This is a genomic window from Bdellovibrio sp. KM01, from assembly GCF_013752535.1.
GTDB lineage: Bacteria > Bdellovibrionota > Bdellovibrionia > Bdellovibrionales > Bdellovibrionaceae > Bdellovibrio.
On record NZ_CP058348.1, the window covers coordinates 2,059,362 to 2,073,906 of the forward strand.

The window sequence follows — 14,545 nt, forward strand, 5'->3', positions numbered from 1 at the left end:
TCTATTTGCTTTATTCAAGGCATATAGAAAAAAGGGAGATTTCCATGACACAAGTGAAAACGAAAAGCCGCGTGATGATGCTATCGTTGGCCGTTATCCTGGCACTACCTTCGTGCAAAACCGGTCCTTCACAAGATCCTCGCGATACTTTTTGGAATGGCAGATTCCCCCGCCAACTTGAATGGATGCGCAGTCAAGTGCGCGAGCTTTCCCAAAAAGAACGTGATGCCATCGTGATCCGTCAAGAAAAAGATGCACGCAGAACGGATCTATTACGAGTTGGTGTTATCGATAGCGGAGTCGATATTGCACATAAAGACCTCCAAGCACAAATTGACTATCGTATCGTCGACGGCAGAGTCGCTGGCGCCGGTATTGACGTCATGGGGGGAGGCCCTTCGGGAACTCACGTGATGGTGGATCCAACCCTCTTTTCATTTGGCGCAAGAGAAATCAAAAATGGCTTAATTGTTGAACCCGTCGAAAGCCCACTTCAATTGATTAAACAGTCCAACGATATTTTCGTCGAGCATTTCTATGCACTCCTGCAAAATGATCCAGAATTAAAGGAAAGTCTTTTTGCTCAACTTCCTAAAGAAAGTCTGTCTTTGCGAGGTGCTTTGGAAGTGACAAAGTTAGTAAAGATTGAAGACCATATTTCGACCTACGGAAAAGAAAAACCGTACTCACTTGAAGAACTGAAAACCAATAAAGCGTTCGATTTCTATACGGGACCTGATAGCTATGTTCCAAAAATGATCAAATACGCTTCAAGAATGGAGCATGGAAAAAGATTTTATGAAGCCATGAAAGAAGCCTTGGAGGTTACGGATCAAAAGACCGGACTTAACAAGAACATTGCGAATCTTGTGACCTACCTGAAAATTCAACAGGCTCAAGCAGCTCTACCAGTTGACCGCGGTGATGCCATCAGAACATTAGATCCTGCCTTTAACATGGTTCTGTGGGGCGCTGACGCTTTTGATCCATTGACGCAGCTTGAACGCAAAATCAAAGCGAGCGACCGTTGGAACGATAAAACTCCTGTCGAAGTTGTGGAAAGTATCATTTCGGAAAACAAGCCTCGTTATGAACAACTTCTCAAAGACCTTTCCTTAAAAAAGGATGAGCGAGAAGCCGTTCGTAATGCTATCAAAAATATTGAAAAACTAAGACCCTTGGCGCAAACACTTCAGAATATCCAAAAAGATCCTGAAGCGTATAAAAAAATGAAATCGGATCTGCGTCGTTATGTGATTCGCACACAACATCCGTATTTGGCCCCGGATAGCAATTCCAACAGTCACGCAACCCATGTATCGGGCGTGATTGCTCATCAAAATGAAGATATTCGTATCGTCCCTCTTCGCGTGACTACGGGCCCGATTGGCTTGTCCCCGGCAAGACAGAAAATGATTACGGATCAGTATATTTCGGAATTTCACAACTGGATTCAGCTACCGATCGTCGCTGAGCTGATGAATGTTATCAGTAAAGAATATTCAGGAATGAAAATGACGCCAAAGCGGGCCGAGTCCATTTTAAGAGACTACCTACAAACAACTAAGGGAACCTTGGATGCGGTTTTCATCAATGACGTCGTTAAGGCCGTTGAAGCCGCTGGAGCGGAACAACTGAAATTAGCGAATGTTTCACTGGGTACGACTTTCAAAAAAGATCACAATCTCGACAAAAAGCACGAATCCATGGTGAATGATCTGTTTTCAGAGTTTGTTCGCTATAAAATTGGTCAAACGATGAACGAAAAAGCACCAGGCACTTTATTTGTTGTAGCCACCGGTAATGACGGTGGCTGGTTGGATGGCGTGACCAAAGCTGGATTCCCAGTGGGTATTACATCCACGCGCTTCTTGGAAATTTCTCAACGAAAAGGTTTTAAAGATACTCCAAACAATGCTGTTAAGAACATCTTGGCAGTAGGAAGTGTTAACGTAAATGGTACACTGACAGCATTTACAAATATTTTGATCGATCCGAAAGTCCCACAAATTTTCTCAACGGGCGAGGAAATCTATTCTTCGGTTCCGGCGAAATCTTCTGAAGCCACATTAAATATGGTTAGCGGTCAATTCAAAGGCGTTGCAGAAGCTCAAAGTCTCGTTGGCAAGACCTTTGAAAATCTAGAGATCATGGAAAAAATTAAGGCTCAAGCCAATGCCTTCGAAACAACTTCTATGATCGATTCACTGCAACAGTCGATAGCTCTTAAAATCCATTTAGACGCGCCATTGGGTCGTCAAAACATGTCAGGCACCTCTATGGCAACCCCGACCGTGACGGGCATCTTGGCTAACTATCTGGTTAAGAAAATGGAAAAAGAGCGTATTTCCTCCAAAGATGCTTATTTGCACCCAAGCATGATGCCAGAACAAGTGGTCAAAGACGTGATGGCGATGGCGAAAGTCAGCCCCCACTCTCAGGTGATCACAATTAAAATGCTTACGGAAGGCATTAAAAAATGGGGCACGGCTAAAGAAGCGACGATTCAGGCAAGTAAAGCCAAAGAGATCTTTCACCCGAAGCCTACTGGTACAGGCTCTGTCGTACGCTGCGAGGTCGTGTTCAGATAATTTTAAGTAACCTCTTCAACGACTGATTCCCAGAGCTCCTCTTTCAGGAGCTCTTTTTCGTGGAGCCCGAGCTCTTTCATATAATCTTTAATCAATTCGATTTTTAGCATCCTGGATGTGTGAACATCCATTTCCAGCGTCTGAATGATTTGCTCCAACCGCGAAGTCGGCACCGTTTGTTTTCCAGTCAAAATGCGAGAAACAAAGCTTGGATTGACCGCAAGGTCCTTGGCGAAATTACGTAACGAATATTTTGGATTTAGATTCTGTCTTCTCTCTAAAGCTGATCTTAAAATATGATGCACTCGACTCACTTGTTGTCCCTACCCCTCAGTGTCACTTTGCTCCCCTGCAAAGCTCATGAAGAATAAAAAGCAATTCGTGTACCAACGGTATATGGAGCCGTTTTAATACTGTTGCGATTCAGAGCAACAGAAGCAGCGAACACCTGCAATCAGGGATCTATCGCTTAAAAAGAAAAACCCGATGCATTTCTGCATCGGGTTTCATAATTTATAAATCAAATGTTTGGTAACGACTATCTGCTGTTGCCTGATATCGGAATCGGCTATCTGCCGTTTCCATGTGGAGGTTGGTTACCAGAACCACCGGAAGATCCGCCACCTGCGTATGCACTTTGGCCCGCGCCAATAACTAAAATAGAAGCAATAAGTAGTGCGATAAATAGTTTCATTATTCATTCTCCAAAAGCGTGTCGATCGCCGTGAAAGCAAAAACTGGAATGTTTCCTTTTGCCTCAGGTTTTTCGAGAAGCTTTACGCGTTCTTTAAAAGCGCGCTCTTCAATCAAAATCCATTCCCGATATGTCTCTTCGCTAATTGATTCGAAATAGACATTCATTAAGTTCGCGAAGTTAACGTCGGAGTTACCCGGCTTTAAGTATCGCTCTGTGAGCCTGATTCCCACGGATTTAATAGTTTCCGCAGAAAATGGTGCTCTCACCTCACCTTGACCATAAAGTCCATTCCCGAGGGGTCGGAGAACTTTTTGGTCTACCATGCGTTCGAGCACTCCAAGACCATAAGAACCGAATCTCTGTTGGACAAAATTAGCATCGAAGGGGCGAGTTTCGGCCAGAACATAAAGTTCTGTGAAACAAGGATCTTTCTGCAAGTCTGCTTCAAGATCAAAATTAAAACGATGAAGGGGCGAAGACTTTAATTGTGGATCCGTCTTTTCAAGCTTTTCGCGAACCGAAGGTGGAACCTTCGTAATCAGATGAGTCAGATCGCGAGTATCAAGCAAGCAGGAATACAATTTGTAAAGAGTGGAGTAATTTGGATTGTGAGATTTCTCTCGCAATCTATTCAACGTCTTTACGTGAATCTGGGACTTCGTCGCCAACATACTTAGACCCTTTTTCGGGTCCTTGAAACGCAACAAGTAAGTCTCAATATCCTGGGACACTTGGTCCGGAATTGAACTTACCGTTTGGCGCTCGTTTAGTTCGACGTTAATTTCCATTGTTCCCCATCAATCGATGGCTTTCACTATCTCAGGACGGGGTTCAATGCAACGAGACAAACGACTTTCGGGGCTTGGTGTCAAGCCCCGGAGTCCTAACTAACAGTAAGTAATTACTGGCAGTTTGGTACGTTCAATTGTTTTGTGAACAAGAACTTTTCGTAACCGTTTTTAGTGTTAAGAACTTTAGAAACTTTAGCGTCTACAGTTAGAGCGTAAGTTCCAGAGATAACTTTGTCAGCGCAAGTGCGGTGTTTACCGTTAACGTTCCATTCACATTCCCAAGCAGTACGAGTGTAGTTAATTGGAGTCGTCAAGAATTTAGAACCTTTGTAAACTTCTTTACGGTAGTTGTCACCGATAGTGATAACGTCGTATTGAGCAACTGGCTTTTTAGTGCGAAGGTTAGCACCGTCTACGCATACGAAAGTGTAGTCGATAGCAGAACCCATGAATACTGTGCCAGCTTCGATTTTGATTGTTGGGTCTTTTTCAAGAACTTCCCAAGAAGTGTCAGCAGAGTAGTTAGCTGCGAATGCAGAAGAAGAAACCAATAGAGCGATCATTGCTACGAATTTCATTGTTATTCCCTTTGTTAAAAGTGTTTTTGTTTTAAAAACTTGTTCGTTTCGAATGAGATGGTGTTTCTACTTTTCCGCCGGAAATGTAAATTCGAAATTAAAGGGCTTTTTGGGATTGTTGGACAGACCAAACTTTGTCCAAGGTTTGTCCGGACAAAGTTGAATGTGTCCAGCGTTAGGCGCGGTTTTTAAGGCGCGCCGCGAAGGGATCTTGAGAATATTTTGATAAAGGACGTCCGATTTTATCGGTTTTACGAGTTCGCTTTTCTTTCGAAGTATTGAAGATCGATGAAAATCGCTGAAGCCAGGATCAAACTGCGTTCTTCTTCGCTCAAATCAGCGCGACCGAACTCTACTTGGAAGTTATCTGCATCCATAAAGGCCTCTTTAAATAAGCCTGACCATTTCTTTCTGATAACCGCAGCCTCTTGGGAGTTTTTAAAGATAGGAAATGTCCAAAACTGCAAAAAGCCCGACTCCATTTTCATGATCACTCGGCCTTGCGGTGTTTCGATATCAAACTTTTTACGAAAAATACCAAAACGCTGCTGAAGAGCCCCAATATACTGCCCCCGCGTAGAGAAGACTTCCAGACGTTGAAAGAAGATTTTAAAAGGATGTTTTACTGTAAAGACTTGCTGCCGTTGATTATCAAAGAAATGCAGTTCAAAGCTGCGCCAGTGGCCCAAAAACTGCCTGATTAAAAGCCCTAAAAAGCCCTTTTGTTGTTCAGCGCAGAAGCCAATCACCTGCCCGTTTTGATCACAAATCTCATACTTATTGCGAGTCTCAAAACCAATCAACTCCGCCAATTCCTTGCGCTGACGAATGATCAATTGATTTTGGTCTTTAAGAGCTTCCAGCAATGACATAGATCAATCCTTATTTGCCGACTTGGGGGTACCATTTAAATTCTTTGCCATCCCAGTACAGAGTGCCCGAGGTCGCAAATTCTTCGGAGAGCTTCAGAGTATCACCTTTAGCCACGGGAGCTTTACCGGACCCTTTGATTGTGGATTTTTCGATGGGTCCTTTATGCAGCTCCCAAAGGTTCATCCACATTAAATCCGTAAGGCCTTTGATGGACTTTTCCCCGGCGCCAATGATCACCTGCTTGCCACTACCAAATTTAATGCGAATGCCGCGCTTATTAGAGTTTTCGACCAGGTCTGCGATGTCTTCTTTAGTGTCGCCATCGAAGTCTCCTTTGATGGAACAGGGCTGTGCAAAACAATGAGGCTTTATTTGAGCATTTAACATTGCGGGTGCAACTAAAAGAACAACTGTGATGAAGGCTGATTTCATAAAATAATCATTCAAAACTTGGTGTCCAATGTCACATCCAAAACCGGGCGTCTGGACTGAAAATGACTTCTTAGGGCCGGTTGGCATTTGAAAATATTCCCACGCCGTTTTTGGTCCCTATCCTATAAACTTCCAGGTTCGTTCCGGAGTCCACGAGATTAAAAGATTTTTATCTGTTTGCGAGGTTAATTTCAGACGCACCCTATTCCTAGGACATTTGTTGACGCCTTGCTTGATCTGGATTACAAATCTGCCACTTAAAAAACCACGGGGTAATCCCCCGTAAGCGGTGTAAAAACGATGACTTCCGTCCAAGACGTGAACTTACTAAATTTGATGCTGAAATCAGCCCGATTTCTTATCTCATCGCTTGCCCTGCTTTGTGGTGCTGTTGCGACAGCTCAAGTCCTGAACGCTCCCGCAATGACATCCGCTCCACCAAATTCCTTTGCAGTTCTTTGTTACCATGACGTCAGCACGGGCTTTGTCGGCAACGAGTTCAGCATCCGCAAAAAAGATCTGGTCGACCAATTCGACTATCTGAAAGCCCACTATAATGTCGTAAGTCTGCAAGACATCATTGATGCCAACCATGGCAAAAAAACTCTGCCACCGAAAGCCGTTCTGATCACGGTGGATGATGGCTTGGCTTCATTTTATGACAATGTTTATCCGTTGCTAAAACAGTATAAGTACCCGGCAGTTTTCGCTGTCGTGACGAAATGGACTGAAGACGGTGCTGCTCCCGATTACGGATTTAAAGATTCCAATCCCAAAATGGCAAACTGGAAGCAGCTTAAAGAAATGCAGAAATCAGGCTTGGTAGAGGTTGTCTCTCATACTCATGACCTGCATCAAGGCCAAGTTTTTAATCCTCAAGGTAACCAGGCGGCTGTGGCTGGATATTTCAAATATGATCCAACGACTAAGACCTATCAATCTGAAGAGGAGTTTGTAAGCCGCGTTCAAGCCGATCTTAAAAAGAGCAACGAGGCACTTAAGAAACACTTAGGAAAAGACAATACGGTCGTCGTTTGGCCTTACGGTCAATCCAATGGTCTGTCACGCAAAGCTGCAGAGGACGCTGGTATGAAAATCCAGATGAGCCTGCGTCCGGGCCTTAACAACGCCAGTGATATTTCTCACATCGGTCGGGGTCTTGTGATGTCGACAATGGAGATCCCGCAATTTGCGACGGTTCTGGAAAATGCCTTTAATGATCAATTCCCAATGCGCATGATCCGCGTAGACATTGATAGCTTCTGGAAAAATACTGAATCTGAAACCGAACAAGGTTTGGGTGATTTATTGGAAAAGGGTCTTGCCCTGGGTCCAAGCGCTGTTTTAATCAAAGCGATTTCTGATTCTGGTGACGCTTACTTTGCGACAGACAAAATGAAAATGCGTGGCGATTACCTGAATCGCACAGCACACACAATGAAAAATCGCGCGCGCGTTGCTTATGCGTATGCGCAGTTCCCTCAGTCCTTCGTAAAAAACACAGCGCTGGCGACAGCCGCGATTCGTGACATGGCTAAATTTACTGATTTGGATGGCGTCTTTTTTGAGGTATCTCCGAAAGACAACCTGGAAGAGCTGCCGCTACAAACGTTGATATCAACAGCTCAATCTATTCGCCCCCGCTGGAAGTTTGGAATCATTGGCCAACAGCCATTGAATCCCAATATGTTTGACTATGTGATGTTGACGAGCGCGCAACTGGAAAAAGCGAAAGCCTTGCCTGGAGCTGGCATTATCCCGGCCAAAGAAGTCGTGTCTTTACCAAAAGACTATAAATCAGATGCCGCTCACCTGATTGCTCAAGGTTATTTGAATTTATATTACGATGTGAACTTTAAAGGATTTGAACCGGATGCAGAGTTTACCAACCTGTTCTCGGTGATTAAAAGCGTCCCTCAACACAAGGGAGAGGCAAAATGATTATTTCGTACCTGCCTGCGATTTTGAAATTCCTGTTCCTAGTTATTCCTTTCATGTTGCCAATGATCTGGATCATGGGCGCATTCGTTTTCTATTTTAAAAGAGAACGCAAACGTCTGGAGCTGACTGAGTTTTCAGACCAGCCCTACACTATTTTGATTCCTTGTTATAACGAGGAAAACTGCGCGGAAGCGACGATCCGTTCTTTGGATCACTTGCCTGCTGATAAATGCGAAATCATCGCGATCAACGATGGCAGCCGCGATAAAACGCAAATGGTTCTGGAAAGACTTGCGATGACTCGTCCCCACATGCGCGTGATCAATCTGGTTCAAAACCGTGGCAAGGCCGCCGCTTTGACTTTGGGTGCAATGGCCAGCCGTTATGAATTTATCCTATGTATCGATGCGGACTCAGAATTGGATGCTCAAGCTCCTCGCATTATGCTTGAACACTTCCGCGACGAACACGTGGCCGGCGTAACCGGTAATCCGCGCGTAAAAAATCGCGGGACATTAGTTGGTCGTTTACAGGTCGGAGAGTTCTCCGCCCTCGTAGGAATGATCAAGCGTTACCACCAGACTTTGGGTCGTTTGTTTGCGTTGTCAGGCGTCTTGGTGATGTTCCGTAAATCAGCAATCGAAAGCATCGGTTACTGGGACACGGATACTGTGACTGAAGACGTTGGTATCAGCTGGAAATTGCAAACTTCTGGTTGGTCTTTGAAATACGAACCGAAGGCAAAATGTGACGTGTTGATGCCTGACACTTTAAAGGGTTTGTGGAAGCAAAGACTTCGCTGGGCACAAGGTGGTTTTGAAGTTGTGCTTAAGCACGGCAAATCTGTATTAAACAGCCGCGACGTGGGTTTACGTTTGATACTTTTGGAATATATCTTTTCTGTGACTTGGGCCTTTATGTTGCCAGTAACGATTCTGTGCGCAGTGTTCGGAACGAACCTGCACGACATCAACCCAAGTTATGCGATTTTATTGACTGGTGTGATGAGCTTTACCCAATTCTTGGTGGGCTTATTCCTGCACGGTCGTTACGAGCGTTCAACAGGCCTGGGCTTTGTAGCCATCTGGTATCCGTTCGCTTATTGGATGATTAATAGTTTTGTTTTATTTGTGGCGATCCCGAAAGTTCTGTTTGGCCCAAAACGCCAATTCAGTTCTTGGATCAGCCCTGATCGTGGCGGAGTGACTTATGCGAAAATTGATTGAAACCGGTTGCACACTAATTCTATGGGCTGTTTTTATCAGCGGCAGCAGCATTGCTATTTTTGATTTCTTCTTTAATGTCGAAGCGTCCGAGAAGATTTCATCTCACATGCTTGTGATCGGCTGGGCGCCCTTTTTTGCAGTGTTGATCTTTGGAGCGATGATGTTCCTGGTACGTGTTTCAAAATACGATAACACCAAGAAAGCTATTGCAAGCGAACACACAGTTCAGTGGTCTGCTGAAGAATTGGCACTTGCTCAAAACGGTAAAGTCGTGGACTTGCACTTCGCTGGTGCCGGTCTTGCTTGCCAGGTTGTGACTCGTGATGAAGTTGCGGCAGTTCTGCATGCTGATAACAAAACGGTGCATGTTACGGTTGCAGCGCAAACAACGGAAGAATCGGTTATGGGTTTAGTTCGCCAAGCATTCTAATTTTCGATATTTATTTTTAAATCGTGATCAGCCTGTCTTTAACCAAGACAGGCTTTTTTTTTGGATTAGCGCCCGAAAGATTCAGCGACAGCGGTCGTGAACAACACCAGAAAACAACCTGAAAAGAACACGTGAAAATCCGTGGTCTCAAGTTTATCGATAAGACTGATACCACTACCCAAGGCAATCATACCGACGAAATAAATTGATTCTTTTCTGCGTAATAGATGAAGTCCCACAGATGTCATGTAAACAAACTAAAGCTTGTTGTCATGGGATTTTGTTTAGATGCGGCTTGTAAATTGCTTGGTCTTATCCAAGATCTATTAAAGCCCCTGAGGGGGCAATAAATCGCACTTGAGGCGATCAAGGGACGCCACTTTACGTCCTTTGATCAACCTTTATTCACGTTGGCGGAGAACCTGTAATGAAAAATAGCATGTATTTGGTGATTTCGGTTTTGATGACCCTGGCAGCCTGTACAAACTCCCAGGGCAATGGCAATTTGGCTAAATCTAAAGCCCGTGAAAATATCTATGATGGTGAACTGACCCGCGAAGAAAACCTAATTTCAAAAACGACGGTATTAATACATACAGGCAATGGCGTCTGCACAGGCAGTTTGCTAAGCCCCACGATTATCATCACGGCGGCCCACTGTGTGACCGAAAAAAAATCTCCCCGTACTCTTATTCCTGCCGAGAATTTCACGATCCTAGAGCCCTCGAATGCCAGCCTCTATTCTGACTGGATGAGAAACCCCGTGCCTGTTGCAAAGGTCGAAAAAACCATCGCTCATCCGATTTATTTGGACTTAACTCAAAGCACTTCAGATTACGATAAGGGCTATGACGTTGCTTTGATTAAGTTGAAAAATCCGATGCCGGCGAAGTATAAAACTGTCGTGATTAATGACAGCTATGAAGCTTTAACGCAAAATCTAATTCGCATTGCGGGGTTTGGCACGCACTCCAATGATGCTGAGATAGAGACTTCACTAGACGGTCGCCTTCGTAACGGCACCGCGACCTTGAATTTAAGCAAGATTACTATCACGGCTCCGATTGAAGCCCCGGGGCAACCAAAAGAAATTCCTTATTTAGTTACCAATAGACGGGAGTCTTCGATTTTGTCTTTGATTAAAAGCCCCTCCGATACCAGTCTTTGTCACGGCGACTCGGGTGGCCCGGTGTACTTTGAAAAAGATGGCAAAATCAACTTGGTAGGCGTGAATCAGGGCATGAGTGCGAAAGCTGGCGATAAAAACTGCGCCACTGACGGTATTGAACAGACTGTCGTGAACTTGGCGGGCCCATCACTTCGCTTTGTACTGGCTTCATATAAAGAACTGACTGGCGAATCTTTACCGAACAAAGTCGTTCCCGCAGAAGAAGATCCTTATACTTTTGAATTCCAAATGAAGAGCAATGATCTTCATCCGAAAAACGAGGACACAAACATAGAAGGCTTGTCAGTTCTTCACGATGAAACGACCGGCGAGTCGGCATTTATGGAAACCGACAGAGCGGAAGCCATGTGTAAGACAGGAAAATTTTTCGGCAATTATCCGTCATTGCTGCTTTTGATTCAGAAGGCAAAGTTAGATGGAAAATTGCCTGTTACTTTGATTGTCACAAAAGACAACGTATTTCAACAGCTGGTGGAAGCACGTATTGAAGCGCGAGGTGACAAGGTCAAAACCGTTATTCTGACGCCGAAGGGATACTTATCCGCAGAAATGCCTTTCATCAAATGCAGCCCTTCAACAAGTTCCAAATAAGAATATTTTCCAGAAAAACCCCAGAGAGCAATCTTCGGGGTTTTGTTCTTGAAACTTTGGTTGAAATTATGCTCCAATGCCGTTGTGAGGAGTCACTTGGATTTAAATCAAAAGAAAAAGCCGATTGAGTATTTCAATTTTTGGCAGATTCAAAACAAAATGACTTTGTTTTCTTTGATTGCCGTTCTGGCTTTGGCAGCGCTCTATGCGATTGGCAACGTCCTTTTACCTCAATACAGGACGATTCAGTTCGTCGCCTTCATCGTGCTGATTCCAACCTTCGCCTGCTTTGGAATTGCAACCTGCCATGCCTCTAATCTTGAATCAGCGAAGGCAAAACGCGTTTACGGAATTTTGTTAGAGCGCCTTTCTGAAACTGAGGACTCACAACTGACCCTGGATCGCTTTTTTTCTATCTCCAGTGATCTGATGGCGGTCGCTGGCAAAGATGGCTTGTTGAAAAAAGTCAGCTCTTCCCTGGTAAATACCTTGGGCTACAGCGAAGATGTTTTACTCACAACCCCGTTTTTCGAATTCATTCATCCCGACGATAAAGAAGCCACTCGCAAAAATATCGATGCGCTGAATTTAGGATTGCGCTCAATTGGCTTTGAAAACCGCTACCGAGCAGCAGACGGTCATTTTCGTACACTGAGCTGGAGTGCGGCAGCTGATACAGAGCTTGGTGTTCGATTTGCATCGGCTCGCGATGTGACCGAAGAGCGCAACTATCAAATTCGCATGCAGCAGATTATGGATGCAGCTCCGTTTATTTTAATGATCAAAGATATGGATGGAATCATCACTGGCTGCAATGATGCCTTGGCGGAGTCTTTGAATGTTTCTAAAAACCAGCTTCTGGGGCAAAACGCTAAAAATTTAATGACGGCAGAAAACTATGCGGTCATTCAAGCCCAAGAAGATCAAGTGCTGAAGTCCCAACGACCTCTAACATTTGACGAAGTTTTATATGATCACGGCGACGCCACGACTTACCGTTCGACGATATTCCCGATCTTTGATCATGCAGCAAAAGTCGTCTCGCTGGGTAAGATTTCGATAAACATCAAGGGTAGATCGGGACTTCCAGTCCTTGAATGAACTTCCAGAATTTTTCGCTGTCGTACTTTTCACCAAAGATAAATCTATTAAAGGCTCTGGCTTTTACGGAATCCGTTGCCCCCAGCTTCATCAGGTGTTCATAAATGATTTCATGAGAAATCATTCCCGCCTGCTGCACTGGCGACAGTCGATCCCAAAGATCCTGGCGAATAATAAAAGTCTTTTCGCCCGGCAGTGGTGAACGTTTACGGATCACGACCTGGATCACCTCACAATCGGCCTCTACAGGTTTAAAAAGGTGATTGGAATCTTTGATGTTTGTTAGCGCAACACCCTCTTTAAAATCAATTGCTGAACGCAAGGTCTTAAGTCGACTTAGATACTGCTCACCCAATTTTGGTGCCGCACTTTTAAGTTCTGTAAACTTCTTTTCAGCTATCGCGTAGGGATCTTTCTCGGTCGCGGTTGGTTTTAAATCCCCTTCATAGAAATCCAGGATTCGCGCGGACTCATTAGAGCCTTTGCAAAACACACCGTCCCCACCATTGCCGACTTTATTGCCTTCCGCATGCACCAGACATACGGAAAGCATCATCAAAATAGAACTGCTAACGAGATAACGGAATTTCATACACGCCTCTTTTACCATCCACAGTCGTCACGTCAATTACCAGGGTTGTTAACTCTGCATTCGGTGGTTTATTCAACAGGAGCCAGCGACGCAAAAACATTTTTGCAGGGACAGATACCGGAGCATAAAGATGAGTACTTGGAACTTTGATCACTTCGTTTGCGTGACGCTGGTCTGCGGCGATGCCTGTGACCGCCGCCCATCCAATTCCTCCCAGTGCCGCTACAGAACCTAATGCAGATACAGTGGAGTTCTTACTGGTCGCAGCTAAAACACCAGCACCCATTAGCGAAGCCTGAATAATATCCTGATTTAACTTATCGACTTTTGCCTGAGCCTGCTTTGCTTCAGCCCAGTCCACTAAGTCTTGCCCCACAACGGCGCTGACTTTACTTTCAGCAGGATTTGGCAAGCGCGGGCGAATCGACTCGATGCGAACCCATTCTTCGGAGGTGTTTTCGATGGTTACTTCGATCAATTGAAAGCTGTCTCTTTTAGAGTAATCCAGATTTTCGGCACTCACATTAATACTAATAGGATTTGAATTATCATACGAATGCCCGATTGCTCCGGGATGAACGCTGGCACAGGAAACCAGTAAACTTGATGAGAGGACTGCCAAGGTGATGATTAGATTTTTCATTATTTCTCCAAAGGGGATGTCACGGGAACAAATTGAACATTTAAACTATAAACTTCGGTACCGGCTGACTTGCCAGAAAGGTCCGAGGCATTTTCCAAGAAATCATCGATCAGCTTTTTAAAGGCATCGATCTTTTTAGGATTGATCGGCAACGACATGGATTGAATCTGGCGCAGACTGTTTTCGACCGTGTCTATTTTCTCGATAGCCAGATCCAAATTCTGTTTGTGGTATTTACGGATCGCTTCAGAGGGTATTTCCGAATCCACATCCAATAAATCACCCACCTGCTTGAATTTGGGCTTAGTCTGCAAAATCCCCATGCGCTCCATCCTAAGCACAGCCTGGTGTGCCTCTTCCACACTGATTCCCAAACGACGCGCAATCCAGCGCGGGTCTGCCTTGGAATCCTTGATGCGGGTCAGACTTAAGATCGCGAAGTGATACCAGTCCGAAATCACATGAAAGCGATCTTGATCTAATTTCACCCGATGAGCCTCTGGCGGATGTTTAGAGCCGTCTTTTAAAAGAGCTTGGGCGATCTCGCTTTTTTCTGTTGGTGAGAGATCCAGGCGGGAGCCCATCTTTTTCATGGTTTTTACTGTAATGGTTCGTTTCCCCGTCATCATCTGTGACAACTGTGCAGGACTGACTTCCAGATATCTGGCAAAGGCCCTGAGGGAGAAATTGGGATTTCTCTCGCGGCGCTTATCAAATTCCAGTTTTAGAAGCTCTTGTGCTGTTTGCATGAAGTGAGTTGTATAAAGCACTTAAACCACGGTCAATAGCCTTTTTGAAACAGTGTTTCAGCTTCTGAAACACCCGAGGAACAAGAAACCTTTACACCTGGACCGCCCCGGGACTGCAACA

16 protein-coding genes are annotated in these 14,545 nt (G+C 44.7%); 6 read left to right on the forward strand and 10 right to left on the reverse strand.

Going from position 1 to position 14,545, the window contains the following annotated elements:
- The first annotated feature begins 44 nt into the window (after positions 1 to 44).
- Positions 45 to 2,591: a S8 family serine peptidase gene (locus tag HW988_RS10085; protein ID WP_181604167.1), complete on the forward strand. Its 2,547-nt coding sequence runs from the start codon at positions 45 to 47 to the stop codon at positions 2,589 to 2,591.
- A gap of 2 nt (positions 2,592 to 2,593) precedes the next feature.
- On the opposite strand, the gene HW988_RS10090 is transcribed toward HW988_RS10085, so the two are convergent.
- The 6 genes from HW988_RS10090 to HW988_RS10110 form a co-directional block, all read right to left on the reverse strand.
- Positions 2,594 to 2,905, reverse strand: coding sequence for a hypothetical protein (locus tag HW988_RS10090; protein WP_181604168.1), 312 nt, complete (start codon positions 2,903 to 2,905; stop codon positions 2,594 to 2,596).
- A 254-nt stretch (positions 2,906 to 3,159) separates the two neighbouring features.
- Positions 3,160 to 3,285, reverse strand: coding sequence for a hypothetical protein (locus tag HW988_RS19140; RefSeq protein WP_255489925.1), 126 nt, complete (start codon positions 3,283 to 3,285; stop codon positions 3,160 to 3,162).
- On the reverse strand, positions 3,285 to 4,076 hold the full coding sequence (locus HW988_RS10095) for a hypothetical protein (RefSeq protein ID WP_181604169.1): 792 nt from the start codon (positions 4,074 to 4,076) through the stop codon (positions 3,285 to 3,287). The genes HW988_RS19140 and HW988_RS10095 overlap by 1 nt, the downstream gene beginning before the upstream one ends.
- A 113-nt stretch (positions 4,077 to 4,189) precedes the next feature.
- A complete protein-coding gene (locus HW988_RS10100; protein ID WP_181604170.1) occupies positions 4,190 to 4,657 on the reverse strand; it encodes a hypothetical protein in 468 nt (155 codons plus the stop codon).
- Between the two features lie 251 nt (positions 4,658 to 4,908).
- Positions 4,909 to 5,529 carry a phospholipid scramblase-related protein gene (locus HW988_RS10105; RefSeq protein ID WP_181604171.1) on the reverse strand — a complete coding sequence of 207 codons (621 nt, stop codon included), beginning with the start codon at positions 5,527 to 5,529 and terminating at the stop codon, positions 4,909 to 4,911.
- A gap of 10 nt (positions 5,530 to 5,539) precedes the next feature.
- Complete coding sequence (locus tag HW988_RS10110) at positions 5,540 to 5,962, reverse strand: hypothetical protein (protein ID WP_181604172.1); 423 nt, start codon at positions 5,960 to 5,962, stop codon at positions 5,540 to 5,542.
- Positions 5,963 to 6,262: 300 nt separating this feature from the next.
- Between HW988_RS10110 and pgaB the strand changes: the two genes are divergently transcribed.
- From pgaB to HW988_RS10125, 3 genes are read left to right on the forward strand one after another with little or no spacing between them, the layout of a single operon-like run.
- Complete coding sequence (pgaB, locus tag HW988_RS10115; RefSeq protein WP_181604173.1) at positions 6,263 to 7,903, forward strand: poly-beta-1,6-N-acetyl-D-glucosamine N-deacetylase PgaB; 1,641 nt, start codon at positions 6,263 to 6,265, stop codon at positions 7,901 to 7,903.
- A complete protein-coding gene (pgaC, locus tag HW988_RS10120; protein ID WP_181604174.1) occupies positions 7,900 to 9,129 on the forward strand; it encodes a poly-beta-1,6-N-acetyl-D-glucosamine synthase in 1,230 nt (409 codons plus the stop codon). The genes pgaB and pgaC overlap by 4 nt, the downstream gene beginning before the upstream one ends.
- Positions 9,113 to 9,559, forward strand: coding sequence for a hypothetical protein (locus HW988_RS10125; protein WP_181604175.1), 447 nt, complete (start codon positions 9,113 to 9,115; stop codon positions 9,557 to 9,559). The genes pgaC and HW988_RS10125 overlap by 17 nt, the downstream gene beginning before the upstream one ends.
- A 65-nt stretch (positions 9,560 to 9,624) precedes the next feature.
- Here the strand turns inward: HW988_RS10125 and HW988_RS10130 are convergent, their stop codons facing one another.
- Positions 9,625 to 9,807 (reverse strand): hypothetical protein, encoded by a 183-nt coding sequence (locus HW988_RS10130; protein WP_181604176.1) that lies wholly within the window; start codon positions 9,805 to 9,807, stop codon positions 9,625 to 9,627.
- 179 nt (positions 9,808 to 9,986) lie between these two features.
- Here HW988_RS10130 and HW988_RS10135 point away from each other — a divergent pair, with 179 nt between their 5' ends.
- Both HW988_RS10135 and HW988_RS10140 read left to right on the forward strand, forming a co-directional pair.
- Positions 9,987 to 11,339, forward strand: coding sequence for a trypsin-like serine protease (locus tag HW988_RS10135; protein ID WP_181604177.1), 1,353 nt, complete (start codon positions 9,987 to 9,989; stop codon positions 11,337 to 11,339).
- Positions 11,340 to 11,435: 96 nt separating this feature from the next.
- Positions 11,436 to 12,440 (forward strand): PAS domain-containing protein, encoded by a 1,005-nt coding sequence (locus tag HW988_RS10140; RefSeq protein WP_255489927.1) that lies wholly within the window; start codon positions 11,436 to 11,438, stop codon positions 12,438 to 12,440.
- Here the strand turns inward: HW988_RS10140 and HW988_RS10145 are convergent.
- The 3 genes from HW988_RS10145 to HW988_RS10155 are packed head-to-tail and all read right to left on the reverse strand — an operon-like array spanning position 12,406 to position 14,424.
- Positions 12,406 to 13,032: a hypothetical protein gene (locus HW988_RS10145; protein WP_181604178.1), complete on the reverse strand. Its 627-nt coding sequence runs from the start codon at positions 13,030 to 13,032 to the stop codon at positions 12,406 to 12,408. The two genes, HW988_RS10140 and HW988_RS10145, sit on opposite strands and share 35 nt — an antisense overlap.
- Positions 13,010 to 13,675, reverse strand: coding sequence for a hypothetical protein (locus HW988_RS10150; protein WP_181604179.1), 666 nt, complete (start codon positions 13,673 to 13,675; stop codon positions 13,010 to 13,012). Before HW988_RS10150 ends, HW988_RS10145 begins: the two co-directional genes overlap by 23 nt.
- On the reverse strand, positions 13,675 to 14,424 hold the full coding sequence (locus tag HW988_RS10155) for a TIGR02147 family protein (protein WP_181604180.1): 750 nt from the start codon (positions 14,422 to 14,424) through the stop codon (positions 13,675 to 13,677). The genes HW988_RS10150 and HW988_RS10155 overlap by 1 nt, the downstream gene beginning before the upstream one ends.
- Positions 14,425 to 14,545 lie beyond the last annotated feature (121 nt).